The following is an 18,351-nucleotide window of genomic DNA, read 5'->3' as shown; positions in this document are numbered from 1 at the left end:
ATAGACCATGACCTTAAAAGAATTACTGGTAGGCTTCGGTACCCAGGTACGCAGTATCTGGATGATCGGCCTGCACGCGTTTGCCAAACGCGAAACCCGGATGTACCCGGAAGAGCCGGTATATCTGCCGCCGCGCTACCGTGGCCGTATCGTGCTGACGCGCGACCCGGACGGTTCCGAGCGCTGCGTTGCCTGTAACCTGTGTGCGGTAGCGTGTCCGGTAGGCTGTATCTCTCTGCAGAAAGCAGAGACGGTAGACGGCCGCTGGTACCCTGAGTTCTTCCGCATCAACTTCTCACGCTGCATCTTCTGTGGTCTGTGTGAAGAAGCGTGCCCAACCACGGCGATTCAGCTCACCCCGGACTTCGAACTGGGTGAGTACAAGCGTCAGGACCTGGTGTACGAGAAAGAGGATCTGCTGATTTCCGGTCCGGGCAAATACCCGGAATATAACTTCTACCGGATGGCGGGTATGGCAATCGACGGCAAAGATAAGGGCGAAGCAGAGAACGAAGCCAAGCCTATCGACGTTAAGAGCCTGTTACCGTAAGGAGAGGGCAATGGAATTCGCTTTTTATATCTGTGGCCTTATCGCCATCCTGGCTACGCTACGAGTGATTACGCACACCAATCCGGTGCATGCGCTGCTGTACTTAATCATTTCGCTGCTGGCTATTTCCGGGGTGTTCTTTGCGCTCGGCGCGCACTTTGCCGGTGCGCTGGAAATCATCGTTTACGCCGGTGCCATCATGGTGCTGTTCGTCTTCGTGGTGATGATGCTGAACCTGGGCGGCTCTGAAATTGAGCAGGAACGTCAGTGGTTAAAACCGCAGGTGTGGATTGGCCCGGCAATTTTGTCGGCCATCATGCTGGTGGTAATTGTTTATGCCATTCTCGGCGTGAACGACCAGGGCATCGACGGTACGCCAATCGGCGCGAAAGAAGTGGGTATCACGCTGTTTGGCCCATACGTTCTGGCGGTTGAACTGGCCTCTATGCTGCTGCTGGCGGGTCTGGTTGTTGCCTTCCACGTTGGTCGCGAAGAGCGTGCTGGTGAGGTGCTGAGCAACCGCACTGACGACCGCGCGAAAAGAAAAACGGAGGAACGCGCATGATCCCCTTAACACATGGACTGATCCTCGCTGCGATTTTATTCGTTCTGGGCTTAACCGGTCTGGTTATCCGCCGCAATCTGCTGTTTATGCTGATCGGTCTGGAAATCATGATTAACGCCTCCGCGCTGGCCTTCGTGGTCGCCGGTAGCTACTGGGGCCAGACCGATGGCCAGGTGATGTACATTCTCGCCATCAGCCTCGCGGCTGCCGAAGCGAGTATTGGCCTGGCGCTGTTGCTGCAGCTCCATCGTCGCCGCCAGAACCTGAACATCGATTCAGTAAGTGAGTTGCGTGGATGAACATGCTTGCCTTAACCATTATTTTTCCGCTGATTGGCTTCGTGCTGCTGGCGTTTTCTCGCGGCCGCTGGTCTGAGAATCTGTCTGCGACCGTCGGCATGGGATCTGTCGGTCTGGCTGCGCTGGTAACAGCGTATGCGGGTATCGATTTCTTCAACAACGGGCGTCAGGCCTTCAGCGTGCCGCTGTGGACCTGGATGTCGGTCGGTGATTTCAACATCGGTTTTAACCTGGTGCTGGATGGTCTCTCGCTGACCATGCTCTCCGTGGTGACCGGCGTGGGCTTCCTGATCCATATGTTCGCCTCCTGGTACATGCGCGGTGAAGAGGGCTACTCCCGCTTCTTCGCCTACACCAACCTGTTTATCGCCAGCATGGTGGTTCTGGTGCTGGCCGATAACCTGCTGCTGATGTATCTGGGCTGGGAAGGCGTGGGTCTCTGTTCGTACCTGCTGATCGGGTTCTACTACACCGATCCGAAGAATGGCGCAGCGGCCATGAAAGCGTTCGTCGTGACCCGTGTGGGTGACGTCTTCCTCGCGTTCGCGCTGTTCATTCTCTATAACGAACTGGGCACGCTGAACTTCCGCGAAATGGTGGAACTGGCGCCTGCACACTTCGCAGCAGGCAACAACATGCTGTGGTGGGCAACGCTGATGCTGCTGGGTGGTGCTGTGGGTAAATCTGCACAGCTGCCGTTGCAGACATGGCTGGCCGACGCGATGGCGGGTCCAACCCCTGTCTCCGCGCTGATCCACGCCGCGACCATGGTTACCGCCGGTGTGTATCTGATTGCGCGTACCCATGGCCTGTTCCTGATGACCCCGGAAATTCTGCATCTGGTGGGTATCGTCGGTGCGGTCACGCTGGTGCTGGCAGGCTTTGCCGCGCTGGTGCAGACCGACATCAAACGCGTTCTTGCTTATTCCACCATGAGCCAGATTGGCTACATGTTCCTGGCGCTGGGCGTTCAGGCGTGGGACGCGGCGATTTTCCACCTGATGACGCACGCGTTCTTTAAAGCGCTGCTGTTCCTCTCATCCGGTTCCGTGATCCTGGCCTGCCATCACGAGCAGAACATCTTCAAGATGGGCGGACTGCGTAAGTCCATCCCGCTGGTGTATGTCTGCTTCCTGGTGGGCGGCGCGGCGCTGGCGGCACTGCCGCTAATTACCGCGGGCTTCTTCAGTAAGGACGAAATCCTTGCCGGTGCCATGGCGAATGGTCATATCAATCTGATGGTTGCGGGTCTGGTCGGTGCGTTCATGACCTCCCTGTATACCTTCCGTATGATTTTCATCGTATTCCACGGTAAAGAACAAATTCACGCTCATGCAGGGAAGGGGATTACTCACCACCTGCCGCTGATTGTGCTGCTGGTCCTGTCCACCTTCGTTGGCGCGATGATTGTGCCGCCGCTGCAGGGTGTACTGCCAGATACCACCGAGCTTGAGCACGGCCGCGTTCTGACGCTTGAAATCACCTCTGGTGTGGTCGCTATCGCGGGTATCCTGATTGCTGCATGGCTGTGGCTGGGCAAACGCACGCTGGTGACAGCCGTTGCCAACAGTGCGCCAGGCCGCCTGCTGGGCACCTGGTGGTACAACGCGTGGGGCTTCGACTGGCTGTACGACATGATCTTCGTTAAGCCGTTCCTGGGCATTGCGTGGCTGCTGAAGCGCGACCCACTGAACAGCCTGATGAATATCCCGGCGATCCTCTCCCGCTTTGCAGGTAAAGGCCTGCTGTACAGCGAGAACGGTTACCTGCGCTGGTATGTGGCGTCCATGAGCATCGGTGCGGTTGTCGTGCTGGCGCTGCTGATGGTGTTGCGTTGATCGTAAAGTGAATTTTATTCGAATTCGTTGAAAATCAGGCCCCTGCTGGGGGCCTTAAAAAGGAATGTAAATCGCCATGTTACTACCCTGGCTAATATTAATTCCCTTCATCGGCGGCTTCCTGTGCTGGCAGACTGAACGCTTTGGCGTGAAGATGCCGCGCTGGATCGCGCTGATCACCATGGGATTGACGCTCGCGCTTGGTCTGCAACTCTGGTTGCAGGGTGGCTACTCCCTGACCCAGTCTGCGGGCATTCCGCAGTGGCAGTCTGAGTTTATCCTGCCGTGGATCCCGCGTTTCGGCATTACGATCCACCTGGCGATTGACGGTCTGTCGCTGCTGATGGTGGTGCTGACCGGTCTGCTCGGCGTTCTGGCGGTACTTTGCTCCTGGCGAGAAATTGAAAAATACCAGGGCTTCTTCCACCTGAACCTGATGTGGATCCTGGGCGGCGTAATCGGCGTGTTCCTTGCCATCGACATGTTCCTGTTCTTCTTCTTCTGGGAGATGATGCTGGTGCCGATGTACTTCCTGATCGCGCTGTGGGGCCATAAGGCGTCCGACGGTAAAACGCGTATCACGGCGGCCACCAAGTTCTTCATCTATACCCAGGCGAGTGGTCTGGTGATGCTGATTGCCATTCTGGCGCTGGTGTTTGTGCACCACAATGCGACCGGTGTCTGGACCTTCAACTACGAAGACCTGCTGAAGACCCCGATGTCTCACGGTGTGGAATACCTGCTGATGCTCGGCTTCTTCATCGCCTTCGCGGTGAAAATGCCGGTCGTACCGCTGCACGGCTGGCTGCCAGATGCGCACTCTCAGGCGCCAACCGCAGGTTCTGTTGACCTGGCGGGCATCTTGCTGAAAACAGCAGCCTACGGTCTGCTGCGTTTCGCGCTGCCACTGTTCCCGAACGCGTCCGCTGAGTTCGCACCGATTGCCATGTGGCTGGGTGTGATTGGTATCTTCTACGGTGCCTGGATGGCGTTCACGCAGTACGACATCAAACGTCTGATTGCGTACACCTCCGTTTCCCACATGGGCTTCGTGCTGATTGCTATCTACACCGGCAGCCAGCTGGCGTACCAGGGCGCGGTGATCCAGATGATTGCGCACGGTCTGTCCGCAGCCGGTCTCTTCATCCTCTGTGGTCAGCTGTACGAACGTCTGCATACTCGTGACATGCGTATGATGGGCGGTCTGTGGAGCAAAATTAAGTGGCTGCCGGCGTTGTCCATGTTCTTCGCGGTGGCGACCCTGGGTATGCCAGGTACCGGTAACTTCGTCGGCGAATTTATGATTCTGTTCGGCAGCTTCAAAGTGGTACCGATGATTACCGTCATCTCCACCTTTGGTCTGGTGTTCGCGTCCGTCTACTCGCTGGCGATGCTGCACCGTGCTTACTTCGGTAAAGCGAAGAGCGAAATTGCTGCACAAGAACTGCCGGGGATGTCGCTGCGTGAGCTGTTCATCATCCTGCTGCTGGTCGTACTGCTGGTGCTGCTGGGCTTCTTCCCGCAGCCGATTCTGGATACCTCGCACTCCGCGATGGGTAATATCCAGCAGTGGTTTGTTAATTCTGCTTCTACTACAAGGCCGTAATTCGCCATGACAATAACTCCACAACAACTGATCGCGCTGCTACCGCTGCTGATCGTCGGATTGACGGTGGTGGTTGTGATGCTCTCCATTGCGTGGCGACGCAATCACTTCCTGAATGCCACGCTGTCGGTCATCGGACTGAACGCCGCGTTAGTCTCTCTCTGGTTTGTTGGCCAGGGCGGGGCGATGGACGTCACCCCGCTGATGCGCGTTGACGGCTATGCCATGCTGTACACGGGGCTGGTTCTGCTGGCGAGCCTGGCGACCTGTACCTTTGCCTATCCGTGGCTCGAAGGCTACAACGACAACAAAGAAGAGTTTTACCTGCTGGTACTGATTGCCGCACTCGGCGGCATTCTGCTGGCGAATGCAAACCATCTGGCTGCGCTGTTCCTCGGCATTGAGCTTATCTCTCTGCCGCTGTTCGGCCTGATTGGTTACGCCTTCCGTCAGAAGCGCTCTCTGGAAGCGAGCATCAAGTACACCATCCTGTCTGCTGCTGCCTCGTCCTTCCTGTTGTTTGGTATTGCGCTGCTGTACGCGCAGACCGGTAACCTTTCGTTCATGGCGCTTGGCAAGAGCCTCGGCGACGGCATGCTGCACGAGCCGCTGCTGCTGGCGGGTCTGGGCATGATGATTGTTGGCCTCGGCTTTAAACTCTCTCTGGTTCCGTTCCACCTGTGGACCCCGGACGTTTACCAGGGCGCACCGGCGCCGGTTTCTACCTTCCTGGCGACGGCGAGCAAAATCGCTATCTTCGGTGTGGTCATGCGCCTGTTCCTGTACGCACCGGTAGGTGACAGCGAAGCAGTTCGCACGGTGCTGGGAATTATCGCGTTCGTCTCCATCATCTTCGGTAACCTGATGGCGCTGAGCCAGACCAACATTAAACGTCTGCTGGGTTACTCCTCCATCTCTCATCTGGGCTACCTGCTGGTGGCACTGATTGCGCTGCAGAGCGGTGAGATGTCGATGGAAACCGTAGGCGTTTACCTGGCCGGTTACCTGTTCAGCAGCCTCGGCGCGTTCGGCGTGGTGAGCCTGATGTCCAGCCCGTACCGTGGCCCGGATGCAGATTCACTGTTCTCCTACCGTGGCCTGTTCTGGCACCGTCCGATCCTGTCTGCGGTGATGACCGTGATGATGCTCTCTCTGGCGGGTATCCCAATGACGCTGGGCTTCATCGGTAAGTTCTACGTGCTGGCTGTCGGTGTGCAGGCGCACCTGTGGTGGCTGACTGCGGGCGTGGTTATCGGCTCGGCAATCGGTCTGTACTACTATCTGCGTGTGGCCGTGAGCCTGTACCTGAGCGCGCCTCAGCAGCTCAACCGCGACGCACCAGGCAACTGGCAGTACAGCGCCGGTGGTATTGTGGTGCTGATCTCCGCGCTGCTGGTGCTGATCTTCGGTATCTATCCGCAGCCGCTGATTGATATCGTGCAGCGAGCAATGCCGCTGATGTAAAAGCAAAAAACCCGCCTCGGCGGGTTTTTTTATGGTTTTCGCCCTCTCATACAGGGAGAGGGGCGGGGTGAGGGCACCAGCCCGCACCAGACTTAAGCCAGCTGTTTCCTGCTAATCAACGGCCCGTCAATCTTCTTCATCGAACGGTCCAGCACCTCTTCAATCACCGACGACAGCTCGTTCAGCTCAAACTTCGCCACGTAGCCGTCGGCCTTCACTTTACGAATATGATCTTCGTTGGCGTTGCCCGAAAGCGAAGAGTGGATCACAACAGGAATATCTTTCAGCAGCGGATCGGTTTTGATTTTGCGCGTCAGCGTGAAACCGTCCATCTCTGGCATTTCGAGGTCGGTCAGCACCAGGGCAATTTTATCGGTGATCGGCACCCCTTCAGCCTGCGCCTGCGCGGCCAGCACGCCAATTTTCTCCCATGCGTCTTTACCGGTGATATGCAGCTGCGCCGGGATCTCCATAGCCTGTAATCCCTTCTCCAGCATGGAGCGCGCGACTTTGGAATCTTCCGCTACAATCGCCACAGCGCCAGGCTTGATGTGGAACTTAGTGGTCTGCAGATTCGTGGCGTGCAGATCGTGGTTGGCCGGCGTGATGTCATACAGGATCTGCTCAACGTCCAGCACCATCGCCAGCTCGTTGGTATCGGTCTTTTCGTCCAGACAGGCGATACTGGTGATGTAACGTCCGCTGACGGCGGTTTCCGCCGCGTGAACCTGCTTCCAGTCGAGGCGCATGATGTTCTCAACCGATTCCACCGCAAACGCCTGCACGCTGCGGGCATATTCGGTGATCAGCAGGATGTTGAGCCCCGTCGTCGGCTTACAGCCCGCCACGGCGGCCAGGTCGATCACCGGGATCACCTGATCGCGGATATTCACCATCCCCATCAGCGGGGACTTCATCCCTGCGGGTTTGGTGAACTCCGGCATCGGCACAATTTCACGCAGCTTAAAAACGTTAATGCCAAACAGCTCGGATTTATTTTCATTCAGAGACGTGCCCAGACGGAACAGCAACAGCTCAAAACGATTCGACAGGGTGAGATTTGCCCTGTCATCAATATCTTTCTGGAAATTATCCATTCTACCCTCAAGTGAAACGCTGCCCTTTTAATCGTTATCGGCATCCTGAGAGAAAAATGAAGGACTAAACGCTGACCTTAGTGAAATCGTTGGCCAGCTCACACGCCGGGAACACGTCGCGGCACTCTGCCAGCAGTTTTTCACAGCCGTGGGCGTCATAGCGCGAGCTGACATGGGTGACAATCAATCTTCCAACGTTCGCTTCACGGGCAAGCGCCGCCGCCTGACGCGTGGAGCTGTGACCCCGGCTGTTGGCTTTCTCTTCCATCGCCGTTTCAAGCGTGGCTTCGTGCACCATCACATCCACCTCTCGCGCCAGTTGCAGGGCCGCAGGGCAGGGCGCGGTATCGCCAAAAATCGCCAGTTTTTTCCCTGGCTGCGGTGGGGCGAGATAGTCCTGGCCATTAATCGTGCGGCCGTCCTCAAGCGTGACGGTTTCGCCCTGTTTCAGTCGCTGGAAAAGCGGTCCGGGCTTCACACCATCGGCAACCAGCGCAGCGGCGTCGAGCGCGCCGGGCTTATCATGCGCTTCGATGCGGTAGCCATAGCACTCAACCGGATGGTTGAGCGGCCGGGCGGTGACGGTATAGTCCCCGTCATCCAAAACCAGCCCCTCGGTTATCTCAATCACCTCCAGCGGATAATCTGTCCACGACCCGCTCAGGCGCAGCGTAGTTTCAACAAACTCACCAGTACCCGCCGGCCCGTAAATCGTCAGCGGGTTGGCATTACCCGCCATCGAACGGCTACACAGCAGGCCCGGCAGGCCAAACAGGTGATCGCCATGCAGATGGGTGATAAAGATCTTATCCAGCTTACCGGGATGATAAGCGGTGTGTAACAGCTGATGCTGCGTTCCTTCGCCACAGTCAAACAGCCACAGTCCGCCACGGGTTGGGTGCTGCAGATCCAGCAGGATCGCGGTCACGTTTCGTGTGCGTGTTGGCACGCCAGCGGACGTACCCAGAAAAATCAGTTCCATAACGCAATCAGCCCTTTGCCGAATGGGGGAGGGTTTAGTATAACGTGATGAACCCAGGAAGGAGACCGACATGATCCAGTGGCAAGATTTACACCATAGTGAACTCACCGTTCAGACACTGTACGCCCTGCTCAAACTGCGCTGCGAAGTGTTTGTTGTGGAACAAACCTGCCCGTATCAGGACATCGATGGTGATGATCTGGTGGGCGAGAACCGTCATATTCTCGGCTGGAGGAATAACGAGCTGGTGGCGTATGCGAGGATTCTGAAAAGCGGGGACGATTTTGAGCCTGTCGTTATTGGTCGCGTCATTATTAGCGGCAAGGCGCGCGGTGAAAAACTGGGCTATCAGCTGATGGAAAAAACGCTGGAGGCATGCCAAAAACAGTGGCCAGACAAGGCGTTATACCTTGGTGCACAGGCGCACCTTCAGTCTTTCTACGGCCACTTTGGCTTTATGCCGGTCACGGACGTGTACGACGAAGACGGCATTCCTCATATCGGTATGGCGCGGGAAGTGAAACAGGCGTAATGGCAGGTCGTTGGCTATAGTTAGCGGACTGGTGTACTAACATGGAGCAAAATATGTCATTTCAATCCTGGGATACCCGTGTCGATGACGACCTGACGTTACTGAGCGAAACGCTGGAAGAGGTGTTACGTTCGTCCGGCGACCCTGCCGATCAGAAATATATCGAACTCAAGGCGCGTGCCGAACAGGCGCTACATGACGTCAAAACCCGCGTCAGCCATGCCTCCGACAATTACTACTACCGCGCAAAAAAAGCGGTGTATCGCGCCGATGATTACGTCCATGAAAAACCGTGGCAAGGCATTGGTGTCGGTGCGGCGGTGGGTCTGGTGCTGGGGCTGCTTCTGGCCCGTCGTTAACCCCTGAATCAGACGCTTAACCCCTCCCTATACGTGGGTACTGATATTTCTGATGGTACCCCGTATACTAAGCGTTTTTACAGGGAGAGGTTCGCGTGCATTCGATTTCCAACGCGCTGGAACGTCTGCGTACTCAGCTTGCGCAAGCGTTACCCGCTACACCCGGCTTACGTCACGTTGACGTCTCTTTCCCGCTAAACGACGCTTTCGACCCTCTCGCCTGGCTTGGTGCTCAGTGCCTGTTTCCCCAGTTTTACTGGCAGCAGCGTAACGGTGATGAAGAGCTGGCTGCGCTGGGCGCCGTCATCCATTTTTCCTCCCTGGCTCAGGCTTCGCAGTTTTTACAGCAACAGCCTGTAGCGAACGACACGCGGATCTGCGGCCTGAATGCCTTCACCCCGGAGCAGGGCAGTCTCTTTTTACCCCGCCTGCTGTGGCGACGTTCTGCCGGGACCGCCACGTTGCGTCTGCAGCTGTGGAGTGACCGTTCCCTTCAGGAGGATGCCGATGCGGCGCTGGCGTTCTTACAGCAGCTTCGCGATGCCCGACCAATCCGCCCGCTCTCAGCCCAGGTAGTGCAGGAGACCCATCAGCCGCAAAAACCGGAATGGCTGCGCCTTATCCGCCAGGCGACAGAGACCATCGCGCGCGGCGAAGTCGAAAAGGTGGTGCTCGCCCGGGCAACCGATCTGCAGTTCAGTCAGCCGGTGAATGCCGTGGCGCTGATGGCGGCCAGCCGTGCCCTGAATCTCAACTGCTATCATTTCTGCATGGTTTTCGATGCCAGCAACGCGTTTCTTGGCTCCACACCTGAACGCCTGTGGCGGCGGCGCGGCAACCTGCTGCGTACCGAAGCGCTGGCCGGTACCGTCGCCAGCCATCCCGACGACAAGCAGGCCCGCCTTCTGGGCGACTGGCTGATGAACGATGATAAAAACCAGCGTGAAAACATGCTGGTGGTGGAGGATATCTGCCAGCGGCTGCAGCACCATACCCGGACGCTGGAGGTCCTGCCAGCACAGGTTATGCGGTTGCGCAAAGTGCAGCATCTTCGCCGCTGCATCTGGACCGAGCTCAAGCATGCGGATGATGAGCAATGTCTGCATGTGCTGCAGCCGACGGCTGCGGTTGCCGGGTTACCGCGCCAGCCAGCACGCGAATTCATACACCGCGTTGAACCTTTCGACCGGGAATGGTATGCCGGATCCGCCGGATATCTGTCGCCAGAACAAAGCGAGTTCTGCGTGGCCCTGCGCTCGGCGCGCGTCCATGACGCCACCGTCCGTCTTTACGCCGGGGCGGGGATCGTCAGCGGTTCCGATCCGGAACAGGAGTGGCAGGAGATCGAAAATAAAGCCGCAGGCTTGCGCTCTCTGCTCCTGAAGGATTAGTACTGATTCGCGCAATCCCGATTCATATCAAAATTCTATTTTTTTCTATTATTTATACTGTGTCGCATTCTTGATACCGGACAATCTCATGTCAGTAAGTTCTTTTAACCGACGCTGGGCGACGGTGATCCTTGAAGCCCTGACTCGCCATGGCGTCAGGCATGTGTGTATTGCGCCGGGCTCACGCTCCACACCGCTGACGCTGGCGGCAGCAGAGAACCGGGCATTTATTCACCACACCCATTTTGACGAGCGCGGCCTGGGCCACCTGGCTCTGGGGCTGGCAAAGGTCAGCAAGGAACCGGTGGCGGTGATCGTCACCTCCGGTACTGCCGTGGCAAACCTCTATCCGGCCCTTATCGAAGCCGGGCTGACCGGTGAGAAACTGGTTCTGCTGACAGCCGATCGCCCGCCGGAGCTTATTGACTGCGGAGCGAACCAGGCTATTCGTCAGCCGGGCCTCTTTGCCTCGCATCCTTCGCAGACGGTTTCGTTACCCCGACCCACGCAGGACATTCCCGCAAGCTGGCTGGTCTCGACCGTCGATCATGCCATGGAGACATTGCGCAGCGGGGCGTTACATATTAACTGTCCGTTTGCCGAGCCGTTGTACGGCGAAATGGACGACACCGGTCTTGCCTGGCAGCAGCAGCTTGGCGACTGGTGGGAAAGCGAAAAGCCGTGGCTGCGCGAGCAGACACACCTTGAGAGCGCAAAGCAACGTGACTGGTTCTTCTGGCGACAAAAACGCGGCGTGGTTATTGCCGGGCGCATGAGCGCCGCCGAAGGCAGGCAGGTGGCCGAATGGGCACACACCCTTGGCTGGCCGCTGATTGGCGACGTGCTGTCCCAGACCGGACAGCCGCTGCCGTGTGCCGATCTCTGGCTCGGGAATGCGAAAGCGGTGACTGAACTGGCGCAGGCGCAGATTGTGGTTCAGCTGGGCGCAAGCCTGACCGGCAAACGGTTACTGCAGTGGCAGGCAACCTGTAGCCCGGAAGAGTACTGGCTGGTGGATCCGCTGGAAGGGCGGCTCGATCCGGCGCACCATCGCGGTCGTCGTCTGGTGAGCGACATTGACGCCTGGCTGGCGCTCCACCCGGCGGAAAAGCGCGCCCCGTGGGCCGTTGAGATCCCGGCGCTGTCGCGTCAGGCGTGGGAGTTGACCGACGCACAATGCGAAGAATTTGGTGAAGCGGAGCTGGCGCACCGTATTTACCGGTATCTGCCGGAGCAGGGGCAACTGTTTGTCGGCAACAGCCTGGTGGTGCGTCTGATTGATGCGTTCTCAAAACTGCCTGCGGGCTATCCGGTCTACAGTAACCGGGGAGCCAGCGGCATTGACGGGCTGATCTCCACGGCGGCGGGGGTGCAGCGAGCCAGCGCGAAATCCACGCTGGCGATCGTGGGCGATCTTTCAGCGCTGTACGATCTCAATGCGCTGGCGCTGCTGCGGCAGGTGTCGGCGCCGTTTGTGCTGATTGTGGTCAACAATAACGGCGGGCAGATCTTCTCCCTGCTGCCGACACCGCAGAGCGAACGCGAGCGCTTCTATCTGATGCCGCAGAACGTGCAGTTTGAACATGCCGCAGCGATGTTTAATCTGAAATACCACCGCCCGGAAAACTGGGAAGCGCTGGATGCAGCCCTGAGCAGCGCCTGGCGACAGCCCGGTGCAACGCTGATTGAACTGGTCGTCAACGAGGCTGACGGTGCGCAGAAGCTGCAAAGTCTGCTGGCGCAGGTGAGCCACCTGTGATCCTCGCAGGCGCGCAACAGGCCGGTAAGCCAGGTTACCCCTGGCTGGTCTTTTTGCATGGATTTTCTGGCGATTGCCGCGAGTGGCAGACGGTCGGCGAGGCGCTCAGCGATTATCCCCGGCTTTATCTCGACCTGCCGGGGCATGGCCGGTCCGCCAGTATGGCCGTCACGGGGTTCGACGAGATGAGTGACGTGCTTACCCGAACCCTTGTTAGTTACAACATACTTAACTACTGGCTGGTGGGGTACTCCCTTGGCGGCCGCATTGCGATGTTTCATGCCTGCCAGGATCCTGCGGGGCTTTGCGGCATCATCGTGGAAGGCGGACATCCGGGCCTGAAGGGGGTCGCAGCACGAGAGGCAAGAGCAGCATCCGACCATCTGTGGGCGCAGCGTTTTCGCACGCAGCCCCTCTCAAACGTCTTTGCCGACTGGTATCAACAGCCTGTCTTTGCCTCCCTGACGGACAGCCAGCGCAGGGCGCTCATCGCCCTGCGCTGTCGCAACGCGGGCACAAACCTGGCGATGATGCTTGAGGCAACCTCGCTCGCCGTGCAACCAGACCTGCGTGCCGCCCTCTGCGCGCGACATTTCCCTTTTGATTATCTCTATGGCGAACGTGACGAGAAGTTCGCGGCCCTGGCCGCTGAACTGAACGCTGTTCGCCATGTCATTCCAAACGCCGGACACAACGCCCACCGGGAAAATCCCGGGGCGGTTAGCGCGAGTCTGGCTCAGATACTGCGTCGTCGAATAAAGGACACTCTATGATCTATCCTGATGAAAACATGCTCTATGCACCGGTTGAATGGCAAGACTGCTCCGAAGGTTATACCGACATTCGTTACCACAAATCGGCTGACGGTATCGCCAAAATCACCATTAATCGTCCGCAGGTGCGTAACGCCTTCCGTCCCCTGACCGTAAAAGAGATGATTCAGGCCCTGGCGGATGCGCGCTATGACGACAACATCGGCGTTATCGTCCTGACCGGGGAAGGCGAAAAAGCCTTCTGCTCCGGTGGCGATCAGAAAGTACGCGGTGACTACGGCGGATACCAGGACGATGCGGGTACCCATCACCTGAACGTGCTTGATTTCCAGCGTCAAATCCGCACCTGCCCAAAACCTGTGGTGGCCATGGTGGCAGGCTACTCCATCGGCGGCGGCCACGTGCTGCACATGATGTGCGATCTGACCATTGCCGCAGAGAACGCCATCTTCGGTCAGACGGGCCCGAAAGTCGGCTCCTTTGACGGCGGCTGGGGGGCTTCTTACATGGCGCGCATTGTCGGTCAGAAAAAAGCCCGCGAAATCTGGTTCCTGTGCCGTCAGTATAACGCCCAGGAAGCGCTGGATATGGGCCTGGTTAACACCGTGGTGCCGATTGCCGATCTCGAAAAAGAGACCGTTCGCTGGTGTCGCGAAATGCTGCAGAACAGCCCAATGGCGCTGCGCTGCCTGAAAGCGGCCCTGAACGCTGACTGTGACGGTCAGGCGGGTCTGCAGGAGCTGGCGGGTAACGCCACCATGCTGTTCTACATGACCGAAGAGGGGCAGGAAGGGCGCAACGCGTTTAACGAAAAACGCCAGCCGGACTTCAGTAAATACAAACGGAACCCGTAATGCGTCGCGCGCAGGTTTACCGCTGGCAGATACCGATGGACGCGGGCGTGGTGCTGCGTGAACGGCGGTTAAAAACCCGTGATGGCTTCTTCGTGCAACTACAGCAGGGCGAAGGGCAGGGCTGGGGCGAGATTTCGCCTCTGCCGGGCTTTAGCCTGGAGTCGCTGGAGGAGGCGCAGGCTGCGCTGATGGCATGGGTAGAGGAATGGCGTACAGGCCTGAATCCGCCGCTGCCCGATCTCCCTTCCGCCGCGTTTGGCATCAGCTGCGCGCTCGCGGAGCTCGACGGCAGCCTGCCTGATGAGGCCGATTACCGTGCCGCGCCGCTCTGCACGGGCGATCCGGACGAGCTGTTTGCCTTGCTCAGCGCAATGCCCGGCGAGAAAGTGGCGAAAATCAAAGTCGGTCTTTACGAAGCGGTACGCGACGGCATGGTCGCTAACCTCTTGCTGGAGGCGATCCCCGATCTGCGCCTGCGTCTGGATGCCAACCGCGCCTGGACGCCGCTTAAGGCGCAGCAGTTCGCGAAGTACGTCAACCCGGCGAACCGCAGCCGCATCGCTTTTCTGGAAGAGCCGTGCAAAACCCGTGAGGATTCACGCGCTTTTGCCCGAGAAACCGGCATTGCCATCGCCTGGGATGAAAGCCTGCGCGAGGCGGACTTTGCCTTTAGCGCCGAGCCTGGCGTCAGCGCCGTGGTCATAAAACCGACGCTAACGGGCAGTCTGGTGAAGGTGCGCGAACAGGTGGCGGCAGCGCATGAGGCAGGGCTGACGGCGGTGATCAGCTCCTCCATCGAATCCAGCCTTGGGCTGACACAGCTGGCGCGCATTGCCGCCTGGTTAACGCCCGACACCATCCCGGGGCTGGATACGTTAAACCTGATGCAAACCCAGCTCATTCGCCCGTGGCCGGGGAGCGCGCTGCCGTGCGCGGGCGTTGAGGCGCTGGAGCCGTTGCAATGAGTTTTAGCGACTGGCCGTGGCGGCACTGGCGCGAGCAGCGTGCTGATACACCGGCTCTGCGTCTCAACGACGAGGTGCTGAGCTGGCAACAGCTCTGCACCCGCATCGACAATCTGGCCGCAGGGTTTCATCAGCAGGGTGTGGAGGCGGGTGACGGCGTGCTGCTGCTCGCCCATAATCACCCGCAGACCCTGCTGGCATGGCTGGCGCTGCTCCAGTGCGGCGCGCGAATTCTTCCGGTTAATCCCCAGCTCCCGCAACCGCTGCTGGAGGTATTACTTCCGCAGATGACGCTGCGTTTTGCGCTGGTGCTGGACGGTCACTATGACGGGCTCGCCGCGCTTAGCGTACATGCTCCGTCCGGCGAATACAGCGTGGCATGGCAGCCTGAGCGGCTGGCCTCAATGACGCTCACCTCCGGCTCCACCGGGCTGCCGAAAGCGGCCGTTCATACCTGCGGGGCGCATCTTGCCAGCGCTGAGGGCGTCCTCGCGCTGATGCCCTACGGCGAGGATGACGACTGGCTGCTTTCGCTGCCGCTGTTTCATGTCTCCGGGCAGGGGATTTTATGGCGCTGGCTGCAGGCTGGCGCGCGCTTAACCGTACGCGAGAAGCAGCCGCTGGAGCAGGCCTTGCAGGGGTGTACGCATGCCTCGCTGGTGCCAACCCAGCTCTGGCGTCTGCTCAATACCCACCAGCGGATCGCGCTGAAAGCGGTACTGCTGGGCGGGGCCGCCATCCCCGTTGAGTTGACGCAACAGGCGCGCGCGCAGGGTATTTCTACGTTTTGTGGCTATGGCCTGACGGAGTTTGCCTCTACCGTCTGCGCGAAAGAGGCTGACGGTGAGCCGGACGTGGGCAGCGCATTGCCGGGCAGGGAGGTTCAGGTCGTTAACGGTGAAGTGTGGATCAAGGCGCAAAGCATGGCCTCAGGCTACTGGCGCGACGGCGCGTTGCTGCCGCTCACGAATTCAGAGGGCTGGTTTGCCACCCGCGATCGCGGCGAACTGCATGACGGTCGCCTGACGATCCTCGGTCGGATGGATAACCTCTTTTTCAGCGGAGGCGAGGGCATTCAGCCGGAGAGTCTTGAGCGGATTATCGCGACCCATCCGCACATCAGCCAGGTCTTCATTGTTCCGCTGAATGACGCCGAATTTGGTCAGCGTCCGGTAGCGGTGGTGGAGTGTGAACCGGGAACAGATATCACCCGCTTGCCGGAATGGGTACAGGGCAAACTGGCGCGATTTGAGCAGCCCGTGCACTGGCTGGTACTGCCTGCGGAGTTAAAAAATGGCGGGATTAAGATCTCCCGCCAGGCGTTAAAACAGTGGGTTAATGCCCAGCTGTCAGGTTAATTAGCCGATATCGGGCTGCGGCTTACGCTGACGACGCAGCAGGCGCAGCACCGGTGGCACGACCAACACCACAATAGCCAGCGCCAGCAGGATCTTCGCCACATTGCTGTCCCACAGAATGGCGATATTGCCATTGCTAATGGACAGGGCGCGGCGCAGGTTCTGTTCCAGCATCTCACCCAGCACAAAGCCCAGAATCAACGGCGACATCGGGAAGTGCATTTTACGCAAGATGTAGCCGAACACCCCCAGCACCACCATCAGAATCAGGTCGAAGGTGGTGCTGTGCACCGCATACACCCCTACCGCCGAGACGGCCGCGATTGCGGGTACCAGGAACCACAGCGGAATGGTCAGCATACGGGTGAACAGGCCAATCAGCGGGATGTTCATGACCAGCAACATTACGTTGGCAATCAGCAGTGCCGCAATCAGCCCCCAGACGATATCCGGCTGTTCGGTGAACATCGCCGGTCCTGGCGTGATGTTATAGAGCGTCAGCGCCCCCATCATCACCGCCGTGGTACCGGAGCCGGGCACGCCGAGCGTCAGCATGGGAATAAACGAGCCACAGGCCGAGGCATTGTTAGCCGCCTCGGGTGCGGCGACGCCGCGAATATCGCCTTTACCAAAGCTGTCGCTGTTACCGCTGAGTTTTTTCTCCGTCATGTAGGTGATGGCGCTGGCGATGGTCGCCCCGGCACCCGGCAGAATGCCAACAAAGAAGCCAATGACCGCTGAACGCAGCGTGGCACCGATACACTGCGCGCCCTCTTTGGCGTTAAAGAGCATCCGGCCGGTTTTACGCACCAGCGTCTGCCCGCTGCTGGTATGTTCCAGCATCAGTAAGATCTCAGAGACAGAGAACAGACCAATCACGACCACGATAAACTGCACGCCGTCAGACAGGTGAACGCTGTCGAAGGTAAAGCGATAGACCCCGGTGTTGGCATCCACGCCGACGGTGGCTAACCCTAAGCCAATCAGCGCAGACAAAAACGATTTCAGTGGGTTTTGCGCCATCATGCTGCCGAGACAGGCAATGGCGAAGACCATCAGGGCAAAATACTCTGCCGGACCAAACGCCAGCGACCACTGGGCCAGCGCAGGCGCAAACAGAATGATGCCGCCAATGGCAATCAGCGAGCCAAAGAACGAACTGACGGCGGAAATAGACAGCGCCACGCCGCCGCGCCCCTGCCGCGCCATCGGGTAACCATCCAGCGCGGTCATAATGGCCGCCGCATCTCCGGGCACGTTGAGCAGTATTGATGAGATTCGGCCGCCATATTCACAGCCGATGTAGACCGTCGCCAGCAGGATCAGCGCTGATTCCGCAGGCAGATGCAGGGCAAACGCCAGCGGGAGCAAAATAGCGACCCCGTTGATGGGCCCAAGCCCAGGCAACAGACCGACGATCGTCCCGACGAAGCAGCCGATCAGGGCGATCACCAGGTTTTCCGGGGTCATCGCCACAGCGAACCCCTGTGAGAGGTAAATCCAGGTATCCATAGCGTGCTCCGTTAATTAAGCCAGGCGCCAAGCGGCAACGTCACATCCAGCAGGCGGTCAAAGGCGTACCACAGGAAAATGCCCATCACCACGCCCGAGATCCCCGCCGCAGGCAGGCTGGCATTAAACAGCGTGCCGATGACCATCGTCAGGATGGCGGTCGCCACCGGGAAGCCGAGCCATTCAAAGCCCCAGGCATACATCAGCAGCACAATGACCATCACCAGCAGCCGCTGCAAAATGCGCTTAGGCGGCCACTCGACGGTATCCGGGTGGCGTAACAGCATGGCCACCGAGCAAAGCAGCATCAGGCCGACAATGCCCATTGGAAAGGGGCGGGGCCCTACGGGTTCATAGCTGTATTCGCTGTGGATCTGCCAGGCGACGAACATCCCGCCAATGCAGAGCAACAACCAGATCCCGGCAAAAATGCGATCGCTCATAGCG

18 protein-coding genes are annotated in these 18,351 nt (G+C 58.7%); 14 read left to right on the top strand and 4 right to left on the bottom strand.

Going from position 1 to position 18,351, the window contains the following annotated elements:
• Nucleotides 1-7: 7 nt before the first annotated feature.
• From nuoI to nuoN, 6 genes are all read left to right on the top strand, one after another.
• Nucleotides 8-550 (top strand): NADH-quinone oxidoreductase subunit NuoI, encoded by a 543-nt coding sequence (gene nuoI / locus AK59_RS0100185; protein ID WP_003861491.1) that lies wholly within the window; start codon nucleotides 8-10, stop codon nucleotides 548-550.
• Between the two features lie 10 nt (nucleotides 551-560).
• Nucleotides 561-1,115 (top strand): NADH-quinone oxidoreductase subunit J, encoded by a 555-nt coding sequence (gene nuoJ, locus AK59_RS0100180; protein WP_008500212.1) that lies wholly within the window; start codon nucleotides 561-563, stop codon nucleotides 1,113-1,115.
• A complete protein-coding gene (gene nuoK, locus AK59_RS0100175) occupies nucleotides 1,112-1,414 on the top strand; it encodes an NADH-quinone oxidoreductase subunit NuoK (RefSeq protein WP_003861496.1) in 303 nt (100 codons plus the stop codon). The genes nuoJ and nuoK overlap by 4 nt, the downstream gene beginning before the upstream one ends.
• A complete protein-coding gene (nuoL, locus tag AK59_RS0100170; protein ID WP_014832758.1) occupies nucleotides 1,411-3,252 on the top strand; it encodes an NADH-quinone oxidoreductase subunit L in 1,842 nt (613 codons plus the stop codon). Before nuoK ends, nuoL begins: the two co-directional genes overlap by 4 nt.
• A gap of 76 nt (nucleotides 3,253-3,328) precedes the next feature.
• Complete coding sequence (gene nuoM, locus AK59_RS0100165; RefSeq protein ID WP_013098102.1) at nucleotides 3,329-4,858, top strand: NADH-quinone oxidoreductase subunit M; 1,530 nt, start codon at nucleotides 3,329-3,331, stop codon at nucleotides 4,856-4,858.
• A 6-nt stretch (nucleotides 4,859-4,864) separates the two neighbouring features.
• A complete protein-coding gene (nuoN, locus tag AK59_RS0100160; RefSeq protein ID WP_014832756.1) occupies nucleotides 4,865-6,322 on the top strand; it encodes an NADH-quinone oxidoreductase subunit NuoN in 1,458 nt (485 codons plus the stop codon).
• A gap of 92 nt (nucleotides 6,323-6,414) precedes the next feature.
• Here the strand turns inward: nuoN and AK59_RS0100155 are convergent, their stop codons facing one another.
• Nucleotides 6,415-7,419 (bottom strand): chemotaxis protein, encoded by a 1,005-nt coding sequence (locus tag AK59_RS0100155; protein WP_013098100.1) that lies wholly within the window; start codon nucleotides 7,417-7,419, stop codon nucleotides 6,415-6,417.
• Between the two features lie 64 nt (nucleotides 7,420-7,483).
• A complete protein-coding gene (gene rbn, locus AK59_RS0100150) occupies nucleotides 7,484-8,401 on the bottom strand; it encodes a ribonuclease BN (protein WP_029881733.1) in 918 nt (305 codons plus the stop codon).
• Between the two features lie 70 nt (nucleotides 8,402-8,471).
• Here rbn and AK59_RS0100145 point away from each other — a divergent pair, with 70 nt between their 5' ends.
• The 8 genes from AK59_RS0100145 to menE all read left to right on the top strand — a co-directional run bounded on the left by AK59_RS0100145 (nucleotide 8,472) and on the right by menE (nucleotide 16,392).
• Nucleotides 8,472-8,933, top strand: a complete 462-nt coding sequence (locus AK59_RS0100145) for a GNAT family N-acetyltransferase (RefSeq protein ID WP_029881732.1) — start codon at nucleotides 8,472-8,474, stop codon at nucleotides 8,931-8,933.
• A 53-nt stretch (nucleotides 8,934-8,986) separates the two neighbouring features.
• Nucleotides 8,987-9,292: a stress response protein ElaB gene (elaB, locus tag AK59_RS0100140; RefSeq protein WP_028028061.1), complete on the top strand. Its 306-nt coding sequence runs from the start codon at nucleotides 8,987-8,989 to the stop codon at nucleotides 9,290-9,292.
• Between the two features lie 95 nt (nucleotides 9,293-9,387).
• On the top strand, nucleotides 9,388-10,683 hold the full coding sequence (gene menF, locus AK59_RS0100135) for an isochorismate synthase MenF (RefSeq protein WP_013098096.1): 1,296 nt from the start codon (nucleotides 9,388-9,390) through the stop codon (nucleotides 10,681-10,683).
• 88 nt (nucleotides 10,684-10,771) lie between these two features.
• Nucleotides 10,772-12,442 carry a 2-succinyl-5-enolpyruvyl-6-hydroxy-3-cyclohexene-1-carboxylic-acid synthase gene (gene menD, locus AK59_RS0100130; protein WP_029881731.1) on the top strand — a complete coding sequence of 557 codons (1,671 nt, stop codon included), beginning with the start codon at nucleotides 10,772-10,774 and terminating at the stop codon, nucleotides 12,440-12,442.
• Nucleotides 12,439-13,215, top strand: a complete 777-nt coding sequence (gene menH, locus AK59_RS0100125; protein ID WP_029881730.1) for a 2-succinyl-6-hydroxy-2,4-cyclohexadiene-1-carboxylate synthase — start codon at nucleotides 12,439-12,441, stop codon at nucleotides 13,213-13,215. Before menD ends, menH begins: the two co-directional genes overlap by 4 nt.
• Nucleotides 13,212-14,069 (top strand): 1,4-dihydroxy-2-naphthoyl-CoA synthase, encoded by an 858-nt coding sequence (menB, locus tag AK59_RS0100120; RefSeq protein ID WP_013098093.1) that lies wholly within the window; start codon nucleotides 13,212-13,214, stop codon nucleotides 14,067-14,069. The genes menH and menB overlap by 4 nt, the downstream gene beginning before the upstream one ends.
• A complete protein-coding gene (gene menC, locus AK59_RS0100115; protein ID WP_029881729.1) occupies nucleotides 14,069-15,034 on the top strand; it encodes an o-succinylbenzoate synthase in 966 nt (321 codons plus the stop codon). The genes menB and menC overlap by 1 nt, the downstream gene beginning before the upstream one ends.
• Nucleotides 15,031-16,392, top strand: a complete 1,362-nt coding sequence (menE, locus tag AK59_RS0100110) for an o-succinylbenzoate--CoA ligase (RefSeq protein WP_029881728.1) — start codon at nucleotides 15,031-15,033, stop codon at nucleotides 16,390-16,392. The genes menC and menE overlap by 4 nt, the downstream gene beginning before the upstream one ends.
• Here the strand turns inward: menE and AK59_RS0100105 are convergent, their stop codons facing one another.
• Together AK59_RS0100105 and AK59_RS0100100 are read right to left on the bottom strand one after the other, a co-directional pair.
• Nucleotides 16,393-17,904: a tripartite tricarboxylate transporter permease gene (locus AK59_RS0100105; RefSeq protein ID WP_029881727.1), complete on the bottom strand. Its 1,512-nt coding sequence runs from the start codon at nucleotides 17,902-17,904 to the stop codon at nucleotides 16,393-16,395. It lies immediately after the preceding gene.
• Nucleotides 17,905-17,915: 11 nt separating this feature from the next.
• A complete protein-coding gene (locus tag AK59_RS0100100; RefSeq protein ID WP_013098089.1) occupies nucleotides 17,916-18,347 on the bottom strand; it encodes a tripartite tricarboxylate transporter TctB family protein in 432 nt (143 codons plus the stop codon).
• Between the last annotated feature and the right edge of the window lie 4 nt (nucleotides 18,348-18,351).

Origin of the sequence: Enterobacter sp. T1-1 (assembly GCF_000710795.1) — a bacterium.
Taxonomy (GTDB): Bacteria; Pseudomonadota; Gammaproteobacteria; order Enterobacterales; family Enterobacteriaceae; genus Enterobacter; species Enterobacter cloacae.
This window is presented reverse-complemented; position numbering and strand designations above follow the sequence as displayed.

What these genes read in the sequence shown, in the direction of transcription:
- nuoI (WP_003861491.1), top strand. Translation starts at nt 8, where the DNA reads ATGACCTTAAAAGAATTACTGGTAGGCTTCGGTACCCAGGTACGCAGT.
- nuoJ (WP_008500212.1), top strand. Translation starts at nt 561, where the DNA reads ATGGAATTCGCTTTTTATATCTGTGGCCTTATCGCCATCCTGGCTACG.
- nuoK (WP_003861496.1), top strand. Translation starts at nt 1,112, where the DNA reads ATGATCCCCTTAACACATGGACTGATCCTCGCTGCGATTTTATTCGTT.
- nuoL (WP_014832758.1), top strand. Translation starts at nt 1,411, where the DNA reads ATGAACATGCTTGCCTTAACCATTATTTTTCCGCTGATTGGCTTCGTG.
- nuoM (WP_013098102.1), top strand. Translation starts at nt 3,329, where the DNA reads ATGTTACTACCCTGGCTAATATTAATTCCCTTCATCGGCGGCTTCCTG.
- nuoN (WP_014832756.1), top strand. Translation starts at nt 4,865, where the DNA reads ATGACAATAACTCCACAACAACTGATCGCGCTGCTACCGCTGCTGATC.
- AK59_RS0100155 (WP_013098100.1), bottom strand. Translation starts at nt 7,419, where the DNA reads ATGGATAATTTCCAGAAAGATATTGATGACAGGGCAAATCTCACCCTG.
- rbn (WP_029881733.1), bottom strand. Translation starts at nt 8,401, where the DNA reads ATGGAACTGATTTTTCTGGGTACGTCCGCTGGCGTGCCAACACGCACA.
- AK59_RS0100145 (WP_029881732.1), top strand. Translation starts at nt 8,472, where the DNA reads ATGATCCAGTGGCAAGATTTACACCATAGTGAACTCACCGTTCAGACA.
- elaB (WP_028028061.1), top strand. Translation starts at nt 8,987, where the DNA reads ATGTCATTTCAATCCTGGGATACCCGTGTCGATGACGACCTGACGTTA.
- menD (WP_029881731.1), top strand. Translation starts at nt 10,772, where the DNA reads ATGTCAGTAAGTTCTTTTAACCGACGCTGGGCGACGGTGATCCTTGAA.
- menB (WP_013098093.1), top strand. Translation starts at nt 13,212, where the DNA reads ATGATCTATCCTGATGAAAACATGCTCTATGCACCGGTTGAATGGCAA.
- menC (WP_029881729.1), top strand. Translation starts at nt 14,069, where the DNA reads ATGCGTCGCGCGCAGGTTTACCGCTGGCAGATACCGATGGACGCGGGC.
- menE (WP_029881728.1), top strand. Translation starts at nt 15,031, where the DNA reads ATGAGTTTTAGCGACTGGCCGTGGCGGCACTGGCGCGAGCAGCGTGCT.
- AK59_RS0100105 (WP_029881727.1), bottom strand. Translation starts at nt 17,904, where the DNA reads ATGGATACCTGGATTTACCTCTCACAGGGGTTCGCTGTGGCGATGACC.
- AK59_RS0100100 (WP_013098089.1), bottom strand. Translation starts at nt 18,347, where the DNA reads ATGAGCGATCGCATTTTTGCCGGGATCTGGTTGTTGCTCTGCATTGGC.